This is a genomic window from Mesorhizobium sp. B2-4-7 (assembly GCF_006442685.1).
Lineage (GTDB): Bacteria > Pseudomonadota > Alphaproteobacteria > Rhizobiales > Rhizobiaceae > Mesorhizobium.
In genome coordinates this window covers 175,428-191,838 of sequence record NZ_VFVH01000006.1, presented here as the reverse complement: position 1 = coordinate 191,838, position 16,411 = coordinate 175,428, and the positions used below count along the sequence as shown (strand labels likewise).

Sequence of the window (16,411 nt, the reverse complement as noted above, 5' to 3'; positions counted from 1 at the left end):
GACTCCGCGTGCTGAAGGCCCAGAAGATGGGCGACCCAAGCGGAGGAGTGGTGTCATGGCGATTTCACGCAAGGAAGAAGCGCGCGCGCTGAGTGCCGACGAACACGAGCTGGTGGAGAAATCGCACCATCCGGCGGTCCAGGACCTTTCTGACGCCGATCTGTCCGGCCTCGTCAAACGCCTGCGGGAGCGGCGCGACAAGGCGCAGACCGAGGCGCATCGACGCCGGCGCGAAATCCGGGGCAAGGGCACACCGAAAGGGGCTGTCGCTTCAAAGGCCGATGGCGGCTCTCAGTTGAAGCTTGCGGTGCTGGCGACGGCCATGCGGCGGTTGAATGGCGAGGCCGAACGGCGCCGCCAGTTGACGGCGCGCGTCTCATTGGTCGACAGCGCGCGCAAGGCGCTGGCCCTGAAGCAGAAAGCGCCGACGGATGGTCCAGCGTTCAACGCGCGCACTGCGCACAAGGGCATGCGAGCGGTGGCAAACCAGAGGACGCCGAATCTGGTTCGGCCGGCCGAGCTCGGCCGACAACGCAAAGCGGCCAAGGTGGCGCAGGCAAAGCGCGACGCGCGTTGAATTCGCACTGATGACGCCGATGATCGCGTGCTGATCTCCGCAGCACGCCGAAGCACGACAAACGCTTCTCCGCCGGCACGTGGTCGACAGGCCGCTTTGCTGTGTGCGTCGTTTACCGAGTGGCCAACTTCTCTGGCGCTGCTTCGGCAAGCACCTGCAGCATCGGCCGTGTCGGTGCGAAGAATGTCGTGCCGGTGTGAGGGGTGGAGAAATCAAGCAGCCGGTCGTAGGCGCCGGGCGGATCGCCGACATACATGCGCTGCAGCATCTTCTCGATCACCCAGAGATATCTCGAATAGCCGATGAAGTAGGTGCCGAATTCCCGTTGCCCCGGCCGGCCGAACGGCATGTTGTCGCGCAATATGTCATGTTCGGTGCCGTCGGCATCCTCGATGGTGGCGAGCGACTTGTGCGATTTGCGCGGCGCTTCGTCATCATCGATTTCGATGTTGTCGATCTTGGTTCGGCCGATGATCGCCTCCTGCACGGGCGTGGGGATTCGCGCCCACGCCTGGAGATCGTGCAGGTATTTTTGAACGACGACATAGCTGCCGCCGGCAAAATCGGGATCTTCGTCGCCAACGAGCGCCGAGGCGGGCAGATCGAGGCCGGTGGGGTTGGCTGTGCCGTCGACGAAACCGAGCAGGTCGCGGGCATCGAAATAACGGAAGCCCGAGACTTCGTCGACGACGGTCACGCCGGGACCAAGCCTGTCCAGCAGGATACGCTCGAACTCGAAGCACATGTCGGGCCGCTCGGAGCGGATATGGAAGAGAAGGTCGCCCGGCGTCGTGGGCGCGGCGTGAACCGCACCCTTGATCGGCGCGAACCGCTTCAACTCCGCCGGCCGCCGGCCGGGGTTGAGCCGGTTCCATAGATCGTGGCCGATGCCGGCGATGCAGGACAGGCGGCCGCCGAGGTCGCGGAACCCGACAGTCTTGACCAGGTCGTCAAGGTCGCCGAGTACGGAACAAACCTTTCCGAGAACCGCCTGTTCATCGGCTATGGTGACGACAAGGAAAATCGCTGATTGCGAAAGCGGCGCATCGACGCTCTGCGCATCGATCGGCACACGGTCCCAGTTCTTCCCCGACATCCCCAATTCTCCGCTTTTCCAGGATTGTTTCAGACGATCCCGGATCGGAAAACGCCGCGACCGGAACAGGGCGAGGACGCCCAAAGCAAGGTATCGCGATCAAGAGCGACCGCGCAACATCGAACGCCGTCCATGGTTGTCGCCGACGACGATCGAATTGCCTCTTTATCGACACGCGGATGCAGGTAGAGTGCGGCTGATTTCAACCAAACCGTTCGGAACTGATGCTCGCACGCCTGTTCGTGATCTTTGGTGGCCTGTTCGTGCTGGTGCTGTGCGCGGCGCTGGTGGGGCCGTATTTTGTCGACTGGTCCGGCTATCGGGCGCAGTTCGAGCGCGAAGCGAGCGCCATTCTCGGCCGCAAGGTGACCGTGCAGGGCGACGCCACGGCGCGCTTGTTGCCGTTTCCGTCGGTAACCTTCTCCAATGTCGCCGTTGCCGGCGGCCCCGCCGGCCAGCCGGCGATGACCGTCGAGACGTTTTCGATGGATGCGGAACTGGCGCCGTTCCTGCGTGGCGAGGTGCTGATTTTCGACATGCGGCTGGTGCGGCCGAAAGCGACGATCGACATCGCCGCCAATGGTACCGTCGACTGGGCGATGCGGCCGTCCTCGCCCTTCAACCTCAACCAGATCTCGATCGAGAAGCTGACGGTGACGGAAGGGCAGATCGAGCTGCGTCATGCCGCCGGCGGACGCAGCCACACCATGTCCGAGATCAATTCGACCATTTCGGCCAAATCGCTGGCGGGCCCGTGGCGCATGGATGGCACGTTGAGGTTCGACGGCCTGCGCACGACGGTTGCCGCCACTACCGGCAAGGCCGAAGCCAACGGCCAGATGCGGTTTCGGCTCAAGGCCGATCCCGACGCGTATCCGCTGGTCATCGAAACCGACGGCAATGCCGGCATCGTCAACGGCGCCGCCATCTACTCCGGACAGTTCAAGATTTCCGGCGCCGATAAGAACTCAGCCCAGTTGCGGGGCACCGATGGCGAGACGGTGAAGGTCGGCACCGGCAAGTCCAATCCCGGCTTTCGGGTTAACGGCAAGTTCGCGCTCGATCACCAGAAGCTCGGCATCGATGAATTCCGCTTCGAGACCGGACCCCTCGACAATCCCTATACCGCCGACGGCAAGGCCTCGATCGATCTCGGCCAGAAGCCGAGCTTCGCCATCGAGGCCAATGGCGCGCAGGTGCAGTTCGACGAGGCCGTGGGTGCGGCGGCAGGCGCCGGCCTGACACTGGATCAGCGCATTGCCGGACTGGAACAGGCCTTGCTCGACCTGCCTAAGCCGACCATTCCCGGAACGGTCGAGGTCAGGTTGCCGGCCGTGGTGGCCGGTGACACCACGGTTCGCGACGTTCATCTTTCCGCCGAGCCGGTCGATGGCGGCTGGTCGGTGAAATCGCTCGCCGCGACACTGCCCGGCCGCGCCACGCTGGAGGCCGACGGCCTGCTCAGCGTCGAGAACCATTTCGGCTTCACCGGTTCGCTGCTGCTGGCGGTGGCGCAGCCTTCCGGCTTCGCTGCCTGGTTGTCGAAGGACGTCGACGAGGCGATCCGGCGTCTGCCCGCCGCCGGCTTCCGGGCTAAAGTCGATCTCTCCGAAAAGCGCCAGGCCTTCAGCGATCTCGAACTGGTCCTGGGCAAAGCGACGTTTTCCGGCCGCATCGATTCCAGCCAGCCCGACGACGCCAGGCCCTCGGTGCTGATGCGGCTGGAAGGCGGCGATCTCGATGTCGACGGGCTAGCGGCCTTCGCTTCGATCTTCATCAGCGACAAGGGCGCCAACCGATTTGCCGATCGCGACCTCGATTTCCAGATCAAGGCGGGACCGGTCAGTGCCGGAGGCTTGACCGCCGACACGGTCGACACCGCGCTCAGGCTGCGCGACGGGCTGCTTGAGATCGACCGACTGTCGGTGGGCGGGCTGGCCGGCGCGTCGATCAGCGCCACAGGCCGGATCAAGGATTTTCCGGCGAGCCCGACCGGCAAGCTTGACGCCTCCGTGGTCGCCGTCGACCTGAAGCCGCTGATAGACGTGGCGGCGCAGCATTATGCCGACAATGCCGTGCTCAAGGGACTGGCAAGCCGCGCCGCTGCTTATCCCGACCTGTTCCAGGATTCGCGCGTCGATCTTGTGGTGAGTGCCGCCGACAATGGCGACGGCACAACAGGGCTTGCTGTGAGCGGGCAAGGCAAGGCCGGCGGATCGTCCTTTTCCGCCTCGCTGTCGGGGAAGGGAGCGGTCGACAAGTTTCTTGAAGCGCCTGTGGCGCTGACCTTCAATGCCAGGAACCCCGACGCCACAGCGCTGCTGGCACTTTACGGCTTGCCGGCGCTGCCGCTCGGCATGCTCGGCGAGGCAAGCACCGACATCCAGGCCAAGGGCACGCTGGGCGGCGGCCTTGCGACGAGCTTCAGCCTTGCCGGCAACGACTTCAACGCCGGTTTCGACGGCACCGTAGCCGACACGCCCCAAGGTCCGGTCGCGAAGGGCAAGGTCAGCCTCGATGCGGCCGACATCGAGCCCTGGCTGATGACATCGGGCATAGGCCTGCCGGGCATGGGGACAGGCACGTCGACGTCGCTCACCGCGCAGGCCGATTACGGCAACGGCCTACTGGTGCTCTCCGGCCTCAACGCCGCCATCAACGAAGCTGCGGTGTCGGGTGACGTGAACATCGACGTCAAGGAGGGGATTGACGGCAAGGATGGCGTGCCGCATCTGGCCGGCTCACTGGCGCTCGACGAACTTGATCTGGACCCGATGGCGGTGGCGCTGTTCGGCGATTCCGCGTTCACGGACAAGAGCGGAGACAATAAAGGCGGTGTGTGGCCGTCGGCCCCGTTCAGCCAGAAATCCAGCCTTCCATTCACGGCCGATCTCGACTTGACCACGGCTTCCCTTGCCGCAGGGCCATTCGCGACCGCCTATGACGCGGCCTTGTCGCTGAAGCTCGACCAGGAAGGCATCCGCGTGTCCGATCTCAAGGCGAAATTCCTTGGCGGTGCGCTGACCGGCCTGTTCGAATTGAAAAACAATGACGGCACTGGGCTTTTCACCGGCCAGATGAAGCTCGCGGACGCCGATCTGCCAGCCGTGCTGCCGGATGCCGGCATCGGCGGCAAGGGGGATGTCTCCGCGGCGTTTTCGACAAGCGGCAAATCGGTCGACGCGATGATCGCCGCTCTGTCGGGTTCGGGCACGGCGGCGCTGAAGGGCGTCACGGTCGCCGGCGTCAATCCCAATGCGTTCAGCACCTTCCTCGCCAAGGCCGACGCGATCGGCCGCGATATCGATGCAGCCAAGACCGCCGGCTTCGCGCCCGCTATCGCGGCAGATGGCAGTTTCGCGGCAAAGGATACCGACATCGCCTTCACCATTGCAGGTGGCACGCTGCGAGCGCCGCCGATCAGCCTCGAAAATCCTTCGGCGACCTTGTCCGCCGACATCACGGCGGACCTCAATGCCGATACGGTCTCCGCCAAGGGCGCGGTCACCTACCGGCCCGGCGACGAAGCGCTCGTCGGTTCCGAACCGGCGATGAATTTCAGCGTCGAGGGGCCGTTCGGCGCCGTCAAACGGCAGTTCGACAGCGAACCGCTGGCGCAGTTCCTGACGCAGCGCGCGCTGGAGAAGGAGCAGCAGCGGGTCGAGGCGATGCAGGCCGCGTTGCTGGAGAAGCAGCGGCTGCGGCGCGAAGTGCGCTACTACGCTGCGTTGCAGGACCAGCGCGACAAGGCGGCCGAGGAGCAGCGACAGCGGGAGGAGGCGGCGCGGCTGAAGGCCGAGGCCGACGCCAAGGCGAAAGCCGAGGCGGAAGCTCAGGCGCAGGCCGAAGCAGAGGCCAGGGCCAAGGCGGATGCCGAGGCAAAAGTCAAAGCCGAGGCGGATGCCAAGGCAAAGGCCGAGGAGGCGATGCGGACCTCCTCGCAGGAGAAGGCAAGGCTGGAAGCAGAGCGCAAGGGCGCCGAGCAGGCGCCGAACCCGGAACGGGCGCCGCCGCCGGTGGCCAACGACAATCCGCCTCCGGCCAAACCGCAGTTCAATCCGTCTACGATCGACAATTTGCTGAAGTCTTTGCAGTAGGGCAGTAGGGCAGTAGGGCAGTAGGGCAGTAGGGCAGTAGGGTAGTAGGGTAGTAGGGTAGTAGGGTAGTAGGGTAGTAGGGTAGTAGGCAGGGATTTCCCTCGATCGTTCAAAGAACGAGCAGTTCGGCGCTGTCGGCGACGTAGCGGGCGTGACGAAAATCGCGGATGGCGGCAAGCTTGCCCTCCTGCCAGACCAGCAGGATGAAATAGGCTGGTCGCGCAGCCGGGTCGTTGCCGTCGTGAACGAGGACTACCGGCCTGTCCTCGACGAATCCCGGCACGAAACGCCAATCGCGGAGGCGGGAATAGTTGTGGAAATAGGTAGCCACTTCCTTGGGTCCGGTAAACCGCGTCCTGGCCACCAGCTCCAGGCGAACTTCATCGGCGAGCATGTCGCGCACGGCGTCGAAATCACGGGCGTTGAAGCGATCGATATAGGCTTCGAGCAACAGGCGTTCGGAGACGCCTAGCCTGGGAACCGGCCGATCCTCGGGCTCGGCGGCGAGCTGGCGCAAGCGGCCGCGGCCACGATGCAGCGCCGCCTTGACGGCCGGGACGCTGGTGTCCAGCGCGGCGCTGATCTCTTGCAGCGAATAACCCAGAACGTCCATCATGATGACGCTGCTGCGCTGCGCGACGGGCAGGCGCATGAAGGTGTGCAGGCCGGCGGCAGCGGCCTGACGGTCGAAGGTGGCGTTGGCCGGGTCGACGATCATGTCCGGATCCTCATCGGAAAAGGCCTTTTCGCGGGCTCGCCGGCGCAGAAAATCGAGTGCCGTGTTGTGCGCGATGCGGAACAGCCAGCCCTCCGGATTTGCGATCTGGCCGGCGTTCGGCAAAGCCTCGAACGCCTTGGCCAGCGCTTCCTGCAACACGTCCTCGCCGTCGAAGACGGAACCCGTCATGCGCGCGCAATAGCGGTGCAGCTTTGGGCGCAAGTCCCCAAGCAGGCGTTCGATGAGCGCGCGGTGCCCGCCAGGAATGAGGATGTTCATACGCCCGCCGTTCTCCACATCGCTTGACCGCGCCTAGTGGTCCAGCATCCGGTAACTGCCCACTACCCTCATCGCCTCGCGATGCGGAGGCTCGATGCAGCGATCCCTGATGCCGTTCTGAAAAGTCGCGAATGCCGCTAGCCCCGGAAGGGTGCCGGCCTGCTCCTCGGTTGCCGCCTCGACCAGATGGAAGAAGGTACCGTCGCCGGACCGCCATGTCATGTAGCGAAACCCTTCGGGCGATTTATCCCGCAATTCCTGGAACACGGCCTTGACCAGCCGCTCGTTCTCGTCGACCAGCTCCGGTTTGGTCCTGTAACGTATCAAATGGTGTTTCATCTTGTCTGTTCCTTTGCCGGCCCTGCACCTTGCAGGTCGCTCATGTCCGAGACGAAGCGGCGGAGCCAAAGGATTCGGGGTTTCCGGAATTTTTTTATGCGGCCCCTTATGTCCCATCTTCCCGATGGTAGCCGGGCTTCGCAAAAGTTGAATGGACGACGGCGCGTTGCTGACGGCTGTCGCGATCTCATCGTGCGCTCACCGTCGATCGAGGACGGTATGTCGGGCCTGTGGTTGGGCCAACAACGCCCAGGACATGCGCGGCAGTTATTCGACCAGAATGCGCGCTTCCCTCGCGGCTTCGACAAAAGCATCCCTGGCGGTATCGGCCGATACGCCGCCGTTCATGGCCTGTCGGCACGCCCGCAGCGCAGCCTTATGCTTGATGCTTCCCGCATCGCGCCAGTGATTGGTAAGAAGGTCGAGAGCTTGTTCGGCATTGGACAGATTTCGAACGTCGCCAGTAACGCCTGTGGAAACCGGGACTGCCTTGGAAAACCAGATGTTGTACATGGCATAGCCTCCATTCAGCTAGGTTGCGAAACTTGTCTCTGGAGCGTGTCGCGGTCCTTTCGGGCGAGCACGCTCCTCAGCATGGGTTCGATGCGCGAAAGCTCGTCGAGATGCACGGCCGACAAGTCGGCGAGGCAGGCATCGGCCCGCTCGGTCAGTTGCAGCAGCACCTTGCGCTGGTCGTCCTTGTCCTGATCCCTGACGATCAGCCCGGCCTCGCACAGGCGGTTGACCAGTTCGACGGCGCTATGATGACGGATGCGCAAGCGTTCGGCGAGGTCGCCGATGGCTACCGGGCCTCCGCCCGGAAAACCCTTGATGGCGAGCAGTGCCTGATGCTGGCGCGATGTCAGACCGGCGTCTTCGGCCTGTAGCTGGCTGAATTCCAGGAAGCGGCGGATCAGATAGCGGAACTCCGACAGCCGCTGGTAGTCGGCCTGGCTGATGGCGGGGCGGGGTTTTTGCGGATGCGACATATCAGACATGTGTTGTCATTCCAGCCAAAGCTCAAACGATTTCGGGCCAAGTCCGCTTGAATATTTATATCGTATTACGATACATAGCCGCCGGCAAAGCCGTTTTGACGGTTTGCCGATCCTCCAACAGCGACACGCCACGGAAAGCAGGCAGGCAATGAAGACCGAACAGGGCAGTCCCGGACATCTGCGCGATTTCACCACCGACGCCAGGGTGTTGCTGATCGCTGGCATCGCGGTGGTGGTGGCGACGGCCGCGCTGTTTGCCGGCATCATCCTGCTGAAATTGATCCGGCTCGCCACCAACGTCGCCTATTTCGGTCAATTCACGCTCGCCGATCTGAGGCTGGAGGACACGCCGCTTGGCTATGCCGCCGTCGCCGTGCCGGTGATCGGCGCACTCATTATCGGCCTGATGGCGCGCTACGGCAGCGAGAAAATCCGTGGCCACGGCATTCCAGAAGCGATCGAAGCGATCCTGCTCGGGCGCTCGCGGCTGGACGCCAAGGTCGCAGTGCTGAAGCCGCTGTCGTCGGCGATCTCGATCGGCTCCGGTGGACCGTTCGGCGCCGAGGGCCCAATTATCATGACCGGCGGCGCCATCGGCTCGCTGATCGCGCAGATGCTGCCGGTCAGCGACAATGAGCGCAAGACGCTGCTGGTGGCGGGCGCCGCCGCGGGCATGACCACCGTGTTCGGAACGCCGATCGCCGCCATCATGCTGGCGGTGGAACTGCTTCTGTTCGAGTGGACGCCGCGCAGCTTCATTCCGGTGGCGGTGGCTGCCATCGTGGCGGAGGTCGAGCGCACCATGCTGCACATGCCGGGACCGATCTTTCCGTTTCAGGGCGGCATGGCGATTTCCTTTGCCGGTCTTGGCGGCTGGGTCCTGATCGGCGTTGCCGCCGGCCTCCTGTCTGCCTTGCTGACGCAGATGGTCTATGCCTGCGAGGACGGTTTCCAGAAGCTGCCGATCCACTGGATGTGGTGGCCGATGCTCGGCGGCCTCGTCGTCGGCATTGGCGGCCTGATCGAGCCGCAGGCGCTCGGCGTCGGCTACGACAACATATCCAGCATGCTGGACGGCCGTACGATCGCGACGGCGGCACTCCTGTTGTTGGTGGTGAAAGCCGTCATCTGGTCCGTGGCGTTGGGCTCGGGAACGTCGGGCGGCGTGCTGGCGCCACTGCTGATCATGGGCGGCGCGATGGGCGCGGTGCTCGCCGGCTTCCTGCCGGCGGCCGATCCCGGCTTCTGGGCGCTGCTGGCGATGGCGGCGACCATGGGTGGCACGATGCGCGCGCCGCTGACGGCGACCTTCTTCGCGGTCGAATTGACCGGCAACACGCATGTGCTGGTGCCGCTGATCGCGGCCTGCGCCGCCGCCCATGCGGTGACGGTGCTTTTGATGAAACGTTCCATCCTGACCGAGAAGATCGCCAGGCGAGGGCATCATCTGGTGCGCGAATACCGGGTCGATCCGTTCGCGCTGACCAGGGTGCATGAAGTGATGACCACGCAGGTCCAGAGCGTGCCGGCGACGATGACGCTGCATGGCGCAGCGGCATTCCTGACCGCGCCGGAGACGCGTCATCCGAGCTTCCCGGTCATTGACGGCAACAGGCAGGTGCTCGGCCTCATCGATCCACCGGCGATCCTGCGCTGGCGGCGTGCCGGCAAGCACCGGACGACGACGCTCGGCGAATTACTGGCCGGCAGCAAGGTGACGCTTGCCTATCCCGATGAATATCTGGAAGGCCTGTCGGACAAGCTCCTGATGGCCAACGTGTCGCATCTGCCGGTCGTGGCACGCGACGATGGAACGCTGGTCGGTTACGTCGGCTGGAAGGACCTGATGCGCGTCAGATCCAGGAAACAGGCGGAAGAGCGCGATCGCACGGCCCTGCTGGGGTTCGGCACCCGCCGCGGGAAACAGGAAGGCGCTGCCTGACGGCGTCCGGCATCAGGCGCGGCCGCGCTTCGCCCAGGCCAGTACATGGATCCGGAGCGCCGAGGACAGATTGGTGTCGCGCGGCCGGTTTTCGTCGACTTCCGCGACCAGCGCGGCAAGGGGCAGATTGCGCGCGACGGCGATGGCGACAAGGTCGTCAAAAAACGGCTTTTCGAGCGAATAGCTGGTGCGGTGGCCACGGATCGTCACCGAGCGTTTTTCGACCGGGCTCACCTGGAGCTCATTTGGGGTCCGGATCGGGCGACGGTTGACGCCGATGGCCCGCGACGAAGAACTCGGCCTTTTCGGCAACCAGGCGGTCGCGTTCCTTCTCTGCCCCGGAGCGGCCGTACAGGGCGCGGTTCTGGCTGGCAGTGCGTTCCTTCTCCAGCCTTGCCTTCTGCTTGCGAGCCTGGCGCAGATTGACGATGTCGGCCATGACGCGCGACCCGAAGGCTTATTTCTTGCGGAAGGCGTCGAGCGAGACGACTTCGGCGCCCTTGGCGGCATCGGCATCGGCCGCCTTCTTCTCGGGTTCGGCGGCCTTCTTCTCCGCCTTCGGCTTTTTCTCGGAGACGATGGCGAGCGGTTCGGACGCCGGCTGGGAAGCTGGTTCGTCATCTGACTGGCCTTCGGTCTTGACGTCGAATTCGAGTTCGAAGTTAACCGACGGATCGTAGAAGCCGCGCACCGCCGAGAACGGGATTTCGAGTTTTTCCGGCACGTCCGAGAAGGAGAGCCCGACCTCGAAACCGGTCTCGGTGACCTTCAGGTCCCAATACTGGAACTGGATGACGATGGTCATCTGCTCCGGATAGCGCTCGCGCAGCCGCGAAGACACGCGCACGCCCGGCGCGCCGGTCAGGAAGGTGATGAAGAAATGATGGTTGCCGGGGAGGCCGGTGCGCGCGACCTCGGCCAGGACCTTGCGCATGACGCCGCGCAACGCCTCCTGGGCCAGAATGTCATAGCGGATGTGGTCGTCGGCCATGTGGCGGTCGGGTTCCGTTGAATCGTCCGCATAGCTGTAATCAAGCTTGAGCGCGGCGTAAACCGCATATAGACCGCCGCCGCGAGGAAGCGAGGACGATTGCCGAGATTTGATCGCGGAAGCCGGCTTGCGTCACCCGCAAATGTCACGCATTGGCAAGCGCGGCGTGTTTCTTGACGCTGGTCGGGGAGGGGCGCTTGCCGAAAGCGCGCAGGAAGGTGCGCACGCCATTTGTCGCCGATTGCACGACCTCGTCCTCGGCCGGGGTGCCGCCGAGCATGAAGGTCGTCTGCAATTCAGCATTGACGAGGCCGAGGAACTGCCGCGCCGCGACGTCGGGGTCGTCGATCGCGAGGTAACCGCCATAGGCAAGGCGGGCGAAGCGGGCGGCGATTGCCGGCCAGGTCCGCCCCGGGCCCTGTTCGCGCCATTCGGCGAACAGTTCGGGGTAGCGCTCGCCTTCGGTCTGGATCAGCTTGCGCAGGAATTTTCCGTCGCGGTTGCAGATGCAGTTCTGGTTCAGGCGCACGGCAAAGCCGATCAGATCCGCTTCCAGATCTCTCGGCTGGTCCGGGAACGTGGCGATGGTGGCGAAGATGCCGGCATTGCAGCGCTCGGTGAGATCGCGGACTACGGCGATGAAGAGCTTTTCCTTGTCGCCATGGTGGTTGTAGACGGTCTGGCGCGAGACACCCGCCTCGGCGGCGATCAGGTCGATATTGGCGCCGGCAAAGCCCTCGCGGCAGAACACGGAAGCGGCTGCGTCGACCACCGAGATGCGCTTGGCCTCGTGGCTGCGTGGCGGGAAACTGTCAGGAGAAACATCCGGTCTCATGAAAATCTATATAGAGGTGATTGACGATTTAGACAAGACTGTCTAAATTTGTGGACACGCTATAAGGGGTTCACCTCTGGACAGGCGAACAATTCGCTCTCGGAGAGTCGGAATCCCACGGGATCGAACGTCCTGGGGTCAGACGTCGCCTTGCGGCGGCAACCAGATTCGAAAGAAGCCAACATCATGAGTCCCAAATTCCTCCGCATCGCGGTCGTGCTCGGCCTGTTGTCCGCCATCGGGCCCTTCGCCATCGATATGTATCTGCCCGCATTGCCCTCGATCGGCGCGGATCTCAACGCCGGCACCGCAGCCGTGCAGATGAGCCTTTTGATCTTCTTCCTGTCGATGGGCTTCGGCCAGATCGTCGTCGGGCCGATCTCCGATATGGTCGGACGCAAGCTGCCGCTCTATGGCGGTCTTGCGCTGTTCATGGTCGGCGGCGTCGGTTCGGCATTGGCGCCGACCATCGAATGGCTGATCGCCTTCCGTTTCCTGCAGGGCCTTGGCGCCAGCGCCGGCATGGCCATTCCGCGCGCGATCGTGCGCGACCTGCACACTGGCAACGAAGCCGCCAAGCTGATGTCGTTGCTGATGCTGGTGTTCTCGGTATCGCCGATCCTGGCGCCGCTGACCGGCAGCCAGATCATCGAGAGTTTCGGCTGGCGCGCCGTGTTCTGGACCGTCACGGCCGCAGCGGTGCTGGCAACCATCCTGCTCGCGACCTCGCTCAAGGAGACGCGGCCGGCTGAAGAACGCGCCGGTTCTTCCTTTGGCACCGCCCTTTCAGGCTACCGTTTCCTGATGGGGGACCGCAATTTCCTCGGCCTGGTGGCGATCGCGGGCTTCGGCATTGCGAGCTTCTTCGTCTATCTGTCGAGCTCGTCCTTCATCCTGATCGACCATTACGGCCTGTCGCCTTCGGTCTATAGCGTGTTCTTCTCGATCAATGCCGTCGCCTTCATCGGCATGTCGCAGCTCACCGGCCTGCTTTCCGAGCGTTTCGGGCTCAAGCGGGTGGTGTGGGTGGCGGTGACCGGCTACGCCACGACGATGGTGGCACTGTTCGCTGTCATGGCTTCCGGTGTGGACCGGCTGGATGTGATGGCGGCGCTGCTGTTCGTCGGCTATGGCTTTCTCGGCCTGGTCATTCCGACCACCTCGGTATTGGCCATGGAGGAGCATGGCGAGATCGCGGGCACGGCTTCGGCGCTGATGGGCACGCTGCACTTCGCCATCGGTGCGCTCGCCATGGGTGTCGCGGGCATCTTTTTCGACGGCACGCCGTTGCCGATGGTCGCCGGCATCACGCTCTGCGCGGTGATCTCCTTCACCCTGGCCAAGATCACGCTCGGCCGTTCGCGCGAGGCCGTCGAAGCGCCGGCGGAGTAGGCAATCGCCAATAAATTGAAAGAGGCCGGGAAATTGAAAGAGGCCGGGGCGATCCCGGCCTTTTTCATGCCAATCCCGTTTCGTCCAGCATGAAGCGCAGCCGTGTCTCGACAGGCGCCAGGGGCAGCCGTACCAGTTCATAACCGAGTTCGGCATAGACGCCGACCAGCGCGTGACAGGTACGCTCGGCTTCGTCGAGCGTTTGCTTGCGTTCTTCATCCTGCGTGAAGATTTCGGGCCAAGGCGGGGCAACGAAGACACGAGGGTTGTAGCGGCAACGCTTCGCTGCGATGCCGACGTGATCGGGCACCGGCAGACCGCTGAGGCGGAGATAGCCCAGCGTGTCGGGCACGCCACGATCGAGGAAGACCGGTCCTTCCTGTTCGATCGCGGCTTGGTACGAGCGCATCTCCCAGGACAGCATCAATTCGGCAAACAATGCGCGATCGCTCCACGGCAAAGCGGAGCCGCCAATGGCGGACTGGTCGCGAATGATGCCGCGTCCGGCCTCGACCGAGGTGGCGAACCCTGCACGGCGCAAGGCTTCGATCAGTGTGGTCTTGCCGGAGCCCGGACCGCCGGTCAGCACGAAGAATCGGTCGGAATTGTTTTGCATTTTTTACCCATGTCGAAGGAGGCACGCGGCTCCACTGCGTCGCCTCCCATGGGCCGAACGAAGTCTGGCCGGCGCGAGCGTGCCGTTGCGCGTGATGCCGATGAAAAAGGGGAGAAGTGGAGGTTTCTGTTGCCAGGTACCTCCGAACCCCGCCTAGAAGTGCGAACCCCTAGGGCTTGATTTGAAGCTATCGCACTGCATTAAGCAGCGAGACGTGCTTCCGCATAGTTGTCGTTGGCAACTATAAGTTTAGCCCGATGACGGTGGTACAATGCCGGGCAAAAGTACGATCTTTACACCTTCGTCGATCCTATTTCGCCCCCAGCAAAAGCCGCTCCGTCTTCCAGAGCGGTTTTTGGTGGAGGCGCCGGGTACCGCCCCCGGGTCCGAACGGCTTATTTCATCGCCAGTTTATCGCCATAGTCGGTCAAGCCGACGAAGCGAATATAGGGGTCCATCGCCAGAAATGAAAGACCGCAATGTGCTTTGTCCCTGTGTCAAAATGCGACGCGGCAGGGTTGACTTGGGAACGGTCTCAACCGAAGCTTTGCCGCGGTGAGGAGTTACCGACCGAGCGCACGAGTTGCGGAGCGCGCCACAGCCCTCATCGACCGGATCCGTGGCGCCGACGAGGGGAATTTTGATGGCCGACTATCTTGCAGACGTGAAGAAATACGACGCCGCGGCGAGTGCGGAAATTGTTGAGAAGATCGTCAAGCATCTGGGCATCGCGCTCAGGAACCGCGACTCCTCGCTGGTGTCCTGCACCGATCCCAAAGAACTCGAGCGCGTCCGGGAAAACTGGGTCGGCAAGAAGCTCGGCGTCGCCGATGCGGCGAAGGCAGATGCTGCGATCGAGAAGACCTGCAAGGCGATGGCCGCAGACAACACCAAGAATCGAGTGACTTTTTACTACCTCGTTGCCAAGGACCTGGGAAAGCTCGGTTCGCTCTGAGAATTCCGTGCTCGCGCGGCTGCTGAAGCGCGCCGCTGGTTTGTAACGGGCACGGCTTGTGCTGCCCCTCATCTGGCTGCCGCCATCTTCTCCCCGTATAGAGACGGGGAGAGGAATGCTGTCACCGATGGTTTCGCCAATTGCCGGGGTTGCAAGACGGACACCGAGGCTGCGGCCAGTTTGCTTGGATGTCGGCGCAGACGCCGAAACGGTGATGAGGCAAGCGTCGCCTGCGCCGTTTTGATGTGTTCGGCCGCCTGTCTAGCAGCTATAATGCTCGCACAATCGAATCGAGCCGAACCGATGCGCCAGTATCTCGACCTTCTGCAGCACGTGCTGGATCATGGCGCCGACCGCGGCGACCGCACGGGCACGGGCACGCGCTCCGTGTTCGGCTACCAGATGCGCTTCGATCTGGCGCGCGGCTTTCCCGCCACCACCACCAAGAAGCTGCACCTGAAATCGATCATTCACGAGCTTTTGTGGTTCCTGGCCGGCGAAACCAATATCAAATATCTGACCGACCATGGCGTTTCCATCTGGGACGAATGGGCTGACGAGAATGGCGACCTTGGTCCCGTCTACGGCAAGCAGTGGCGTTCCTGGCCGGACGGCCATGGCGGGTCGATCGATCAGATAAACAATCTTGTGAAAGAGATACGCCGCAATCCTCAATCGCGGCGGCTGATCGTTTCGGCCTGGAATCCGGCCGAGGTGGAGGCGATGGCGTTGCCGCCATGCCATTGCCTGTTCCAGTTCTACGTCTCGGAAGGCCGGCTTTCCTGCCAGCTTTACCAGCGTTCCGGCGACATCTTCCTCGGCGTTCCGTTCAACATCGCCTCCTACGCCCTGCTGACGCTGATGGTGGCGCAGGTGACCGGCCTGAAGCCCGGTGATTTCGTCCATACGCTTGGCGACGCACATCTTTATTCGAACCATTTCGAGCAGGCGCGCGAGCAGCTGCGGCGCACGCCAAGAACGCTGCCGACCATGTGGATCAACCCTGAAGTGAAGGATCTCTTCGCCTTCCGCTTTGAGGATTTCCGGCTGGAAAACTATGTCGCCGACGCGACGATCAAGGCGCCGATCGCGGTCTGAACCGCCGGCGCAGTCGTTGCCGACCTAATGTCTCGAGGCCGTGGCGATGGTGGTGCCTCGCCGGTACGTCGTTTTGATATCTTTTCGACGAGATCGGTCGACCTTACCCTCAGCCCAGGAGATTTCCGGGGAGGCGTCCATGCGACTGTCAGCAGCGGTATTTGCGCTCGTCTTTGTCCTCGCTTTCAATGGCCGCGCATTTGCCGAGTGCGGGTGTGAATGCATCAACAACAGCATGAAGCCGTTCTGCGACGATCCAGCTGCGAAGCTGCCAAACTGTCCCCGCGCGACTTGCAAGCCCGCTGACGCAGAGGGGAATGACCTTCCCGCAAGCGCCATATCAAGCGAGACGCGGTATGTCTGCAAAGTGCGGATGGTGAAAACGCCGGAAGGCTCGTTTCGACACGCACTTATCTGCATTTAGACATTGCCTCGCCTCTCCCAACAGATCGCGGCGGCGACAGCTTTGAAGGCGCAG

Annotated in this window: 16 protein-coding genes and 1 other RNA gene; 6 read left to right on the top strand and 11 right to left on the bottom strand. The window is 63.2% G+C overall.

Features of this window, described 5'->3' with window-relative positions:
- Nucleotides 1–55: 55 nt before the first annotated feature.
- On the top strand, nucleotides 56–577 hold the full coding sequence (locus FJ946_RS18355; protein ID WP_140516543.1) for a hypothetical protein: 522 nt from the start codon (nucleotides 56–58) through the stop codon (nucleotides 575–577).
- 112 nt (nucleotides 578–689) lie between these two features.
- Here the strand turns inward: FJ946_RS18355 and FJ946_RS18350 are convergent, their stop codons facing one another.
- Nucleotides 690–1,673 (bottom strand): Dyp-type peroxidase, encoded by a 984-nt coding sequence (locus FJ946_RS18350; protein WP_140516541.1) that lies wholly within the window; start codon nucleotides 1,671–1,673, stop codon nucleotides 690–692.
- A gap of 224 nt (nucleotides 1,674–1,897) precedes the next feature.
- Between FJ946_RS18350 and FJ946_RS18345 the strand changes: the two genes are divergently transcribed.
- Nucleotides 1,898–5,770 carry an AsmA family protein gene (locus FJ946_RS18345; protein WP_140516539.1) on the top strand — a complete coding sequence of 1,291 codons (3,873 nt, stop codon included), beginning with the start codon at nucleotides 1,898–1,900 and terminating at the stop codon, nucleotides 5,768–5,770.
- A gap of 109 nt (nucleotides 5,771–5,879) precedes the next feature.
- Here the strand turns inward: FJ946_RS18345 and FJ946_RS18340 are convergent, their stop codons facing one another.
- The 4 genes from FJ946_RS18340 to FJ946_RS18325 form a co-directional block, all read right to left on the bottom strand.
- Nucleotides 5,880–6,767 carry a sigma-70 family RNA polymerase sigma factor gene (locus FJ946_RS18340; RefSeq protein ID WP_140516537.1) on the bottom strand — a complete coding sequence of 296 codons (888 nt, stop codon included), beginning with the start codon at nucleotides 6,765–6,767 and terminating at the stop codon, nucleotides 5,880–5,882.
- Nucleotides 6,768–6,800: 33 nt separating this feature from the next.
- Nucleotides 6,801–7,106, bottom strand: coding sequence for a hypothetical protein (locus tag FJ946_RS18335; protein ID WP_140564210.1), 306 nt, complete (start codon nucleotides 7,104–7,106; stop codon nucleotides 6,801–6,803).
- Nucleotides 7,107–7,373: 267 nt separating this feature from the next.
- Complete coding sequence (locus tag FJ946_RS18330) at nucleotides 7,374–7,619, bottom strand: DUF982 domain-containing protein (protein WP_140495302.1); 246 nt, start codon at nucleotides 7,617–7,619, stop codon at nucleotides 7,374–7,376.
- A 14-nt stretch (nucleotides 7,620–7,633) separates the two neighbouring features.
- A complete protein-coding gene (locus tag FJ946_RS18325; RefSeq protein WP_140516535.1) occupies nucleotides 7,634–8,104 on the bottom strand; it encodes a MarR family winged helix-turn-helix transcriptional regulator in 471 nt (156 codons plus the stop codon).
- 148 nt (nucleotides 8,105–8,252) lie between these two features.
- Between FJ946_RS18325 and FJ946_RS18320 the strand changes: the two genes are divergently transcribed.
- Nucleotides 8,253–10,046, top strand: coding sequence for a chloride channel protein (locus tag FJ946_RS18320; protein ID WP_140516533.1), 1,794 nt, complete (start codon nucleotides 8,253–8,255; stop codon nucleotides 10,044–10,046).
- 12 nt (nucleotides 10,047–10,058) lie between these two features.
- Here FJ946_RS18320 and FJ946_RS18315 read toward each other — a convergent pair whose 3' ends face one another.
- From FJ946_RS18315 to FJ946_RS18300, 4 genes are all read right to left on the bottom strand, one after another.
- Nucleotides 10,059–10,280 (bottom strand): ribbon-helix-helix domain-containing protein, encoded by a 222-nt coding sequence (locus FJ946_RS18315; RefSeq protein WP_140516531.1) that lies wholly within the window; start codon nucleotides 10,278–10,280, stop codon nucleotides 10,059–10,061.
- Nucleotides 10,281–10,287: 7 nt separating this feature from the next.
- Nucleotides 10,288–10,485: a DUF4169 family protein gene (locus tag FJ946_RS18310; protein WP_140495310.1), complete on the bottom strand. Its 198-nt coding sequence runs from the start codon at nucleotides 10,483–10,485 to the stop codon at nucleotides 10,288–10,290.
- 18 nt (nucleotides 10,486–10,503) lie between these two features.
- Nucleotides 10,504–11,037 (bottom strand): SspB family protein, encoded by a 534-nt coding sequence (locus tag FJ946_RS18305; RefSeq protein WP_140495312.1) that lies wholly within the window; start codon nucleotides 11,035–11,037, stop codon nucleotides 10,504–10,506.
- A 145-nt stretch (nucleotides 11,038–11,182) separates the two neighbouring features.
- Nucleotides 11,183–11,872 (bottom strand): TetR/AcrR family transcriptional regulator, encoded by a 690-nt coding sequence (locus FJ946_RS18300; RefSeq protein ID WP_140516529.1) that lies wholly within the window; start codon nucleotides 11,870–11,872, stop codon nucleotides 11,183–11,185.
- A 186-nt stretch (nucleotides 11,873–12,058) separates the two neighbouring features.
- Here FJ946_RS18300 and FJ946_RS18295 point away from each other — a divergent pair, with 186 nt between their 5' ends.
- A complete protein-coding gene (locus tag FJ946_RS18295) occupies nucleotides 12,059–13,264 on the top strand; it encodes a multidrug effflux MFS transporter (protein ID WP_140516527.1) in 1,206 nt (401 codons plus the stop codon).
- A gap of 64 nt (nucleotides 13,265–13,328) precedes the next feature.
- On the opposite strand, the gene FJ946_RS18290 is transcribed toward FJ946_RS18295, so the two are convergent.
- Nucleotides 13,329–13,880: an AAA family ATPase gene (locus FJ946_RS18290; RefSeq protein ID WP_140516525.1), complete on the bottom strand. Its 552-nt coding sequence runs from the start codon at nucleotides 13,878–13,880 to the stop codon at nucleotides 13,329–13,331.
- A 115-nt stretch (nucleotides 13,881–13,995) separates the two neighbouring features.
- Nucleotides 13,996–14,356, bottom strand: a transfer-messenger RNA (tmRNA) gene (ssrA, locus tag FJ946_RS18285).
- Nucleotides 14,357–14,523: 167 nt separating this feature from the next.
- Here ssrA and FJ946_RS18280 point away from each other — a divergent pair.
- A complete protein-coding gene (locus FJ946_RS18280) occupies nucleotides 14,524–14,835 on the top strand; it encodes a DUF2853 family protein (RefSeq protein ID WP_140495320.1) in 312 nt (103 codons plus the stop codon).
- A 303-nt stretch (nucleotides 14,836–15,138) separates the two neighbouring features.
- Nucleotides 15,139–15,933, top strand: coding sequence for a thymidylate synthase (locus FJ946_RS18275; protein WP_140516710.1), 795 nt, complete (start codon nucleotides 15,139–15,141; stop codon nucleotides 15,931–15,933).
- The last annotated feature ends 478 nt before the right edge of the window (nucleotides 15,934–16,411 follow it).

What these genes read in the sequence shown, in the direction of transcription:
- FJ946_RS18355 (WP_140516543.1), top strand. Translation starts at nt 56, where the DNA reads ATGGCGATTTCACGCAAGGAAGAAGCGCGCGCGCTGAGTGCCGACGAA.
- FJ946_RS18350 (WP_140516541.1), bottom strand. Translation starts at nt 1,673, where the DNA reads ATGTCGGGGAAGAACTGGGACCGTGTGCCGATCGATGCGCAGAGCGTC.
- FJ946_RS18345 (WP_140516539.1), top strand. Translation starts at nt 1,898, where the DNA reads ATGCTCGCACGCCTGTTCGTGATCTTTGGTGGCCTGTTCGTGCTGGTG.
- FJ946_RS18340 (WP_140516537.1), bottom strand. Translation starts at nt 6,767, where the DNA reads ATGAACATCCTCATTCCTGGCGGGCACCGCGCGCTCATCGAACGCCTG.
- FJ946_RS18335 (WP_140564210.1), bottom strand. Translation starts at nt 7,106, where the DNA reads ATGAAACACCATTTGATACGTTACAGGACCAAACCGGAGCTGGTCGAC.
- FJ946_RS18330 (WP_140495302.1), bottom strand. Translation starts at nt 7,619, where the DNA reads ATGTACAACATCTGGTTTTCCAAGGCAGTCCCGGTTTCCACAGGCGTT.
- FJ946_RS18325 (WP_140516535.1), bottom strand. Translation starts at nt 8,104, where the DNA reads ATGTCTGATATGTCGCATCCGCAAAAACCCCGCCCCGCCATCAGCCAG.
- FJ946_RS18320 (WP_140516533.1), top strand. Translation starts at nt 8,253, where the DNA reads ATGAAGACCGAACAGGGCAGTCCCGGACATCTGCGCGATTTCACCACC.
- FJ946_RS18310 (WP_140495310.1), bottom strand. Translation starts at nt 10,485, where the DNA reads ATGGCCGACATCGTCAATCTGCGCCAGGCTCGCAAGCAGAAGGCAAGG.
- FJ946_RS18305 (WP_140495312.1), bottom strand. Translation starts at nt 11,037, where the DNA reads ATGGCCGACGACCACATCCGCTATGACATTCTGGCCCAGGAGGCGTTG.
- FJ946_RS18300 (WP_140516529.1), bottom strand. Translation starts at nt 11,872, where the DNA reads ATGAGACCGGATGTTTCTCCTGACAGTTTCCCGCCACGCAGCCACGAG.
- FJ946_RS18295 (WP_140516527.1), top strand. Translation starts at nt 12,059, where the DNA reads ATGAGTCCCAAATTCCTCCGCATCGCGGTCGTGCTCGGCCTGTTGTCC.
- FJ946_RS18290 (WP_140516525.1), bottom strand. Translation starts at nt 13,880, where the DNA reads ATGCAAAACAATTCCGACCGATTCTTCGTGCTGACCGGCGGTCCGGGC.
- FJ946_RS18280 (WP_140495320.1), top strand. Translation starts at nt 14,524, where the DNA reads ATGGCCGACTATCTTGCAGACGTGAAGAAATACGACGCCGCGGCGAGT.
- FJ946_RS18275 (WP_140516710.1), top strand. Translation starts at nt 15,139, where the DNA reads ATGCGCCAGTATCTCGACCTTCTGCAGCACGTGCTGGATCATGGCGCC.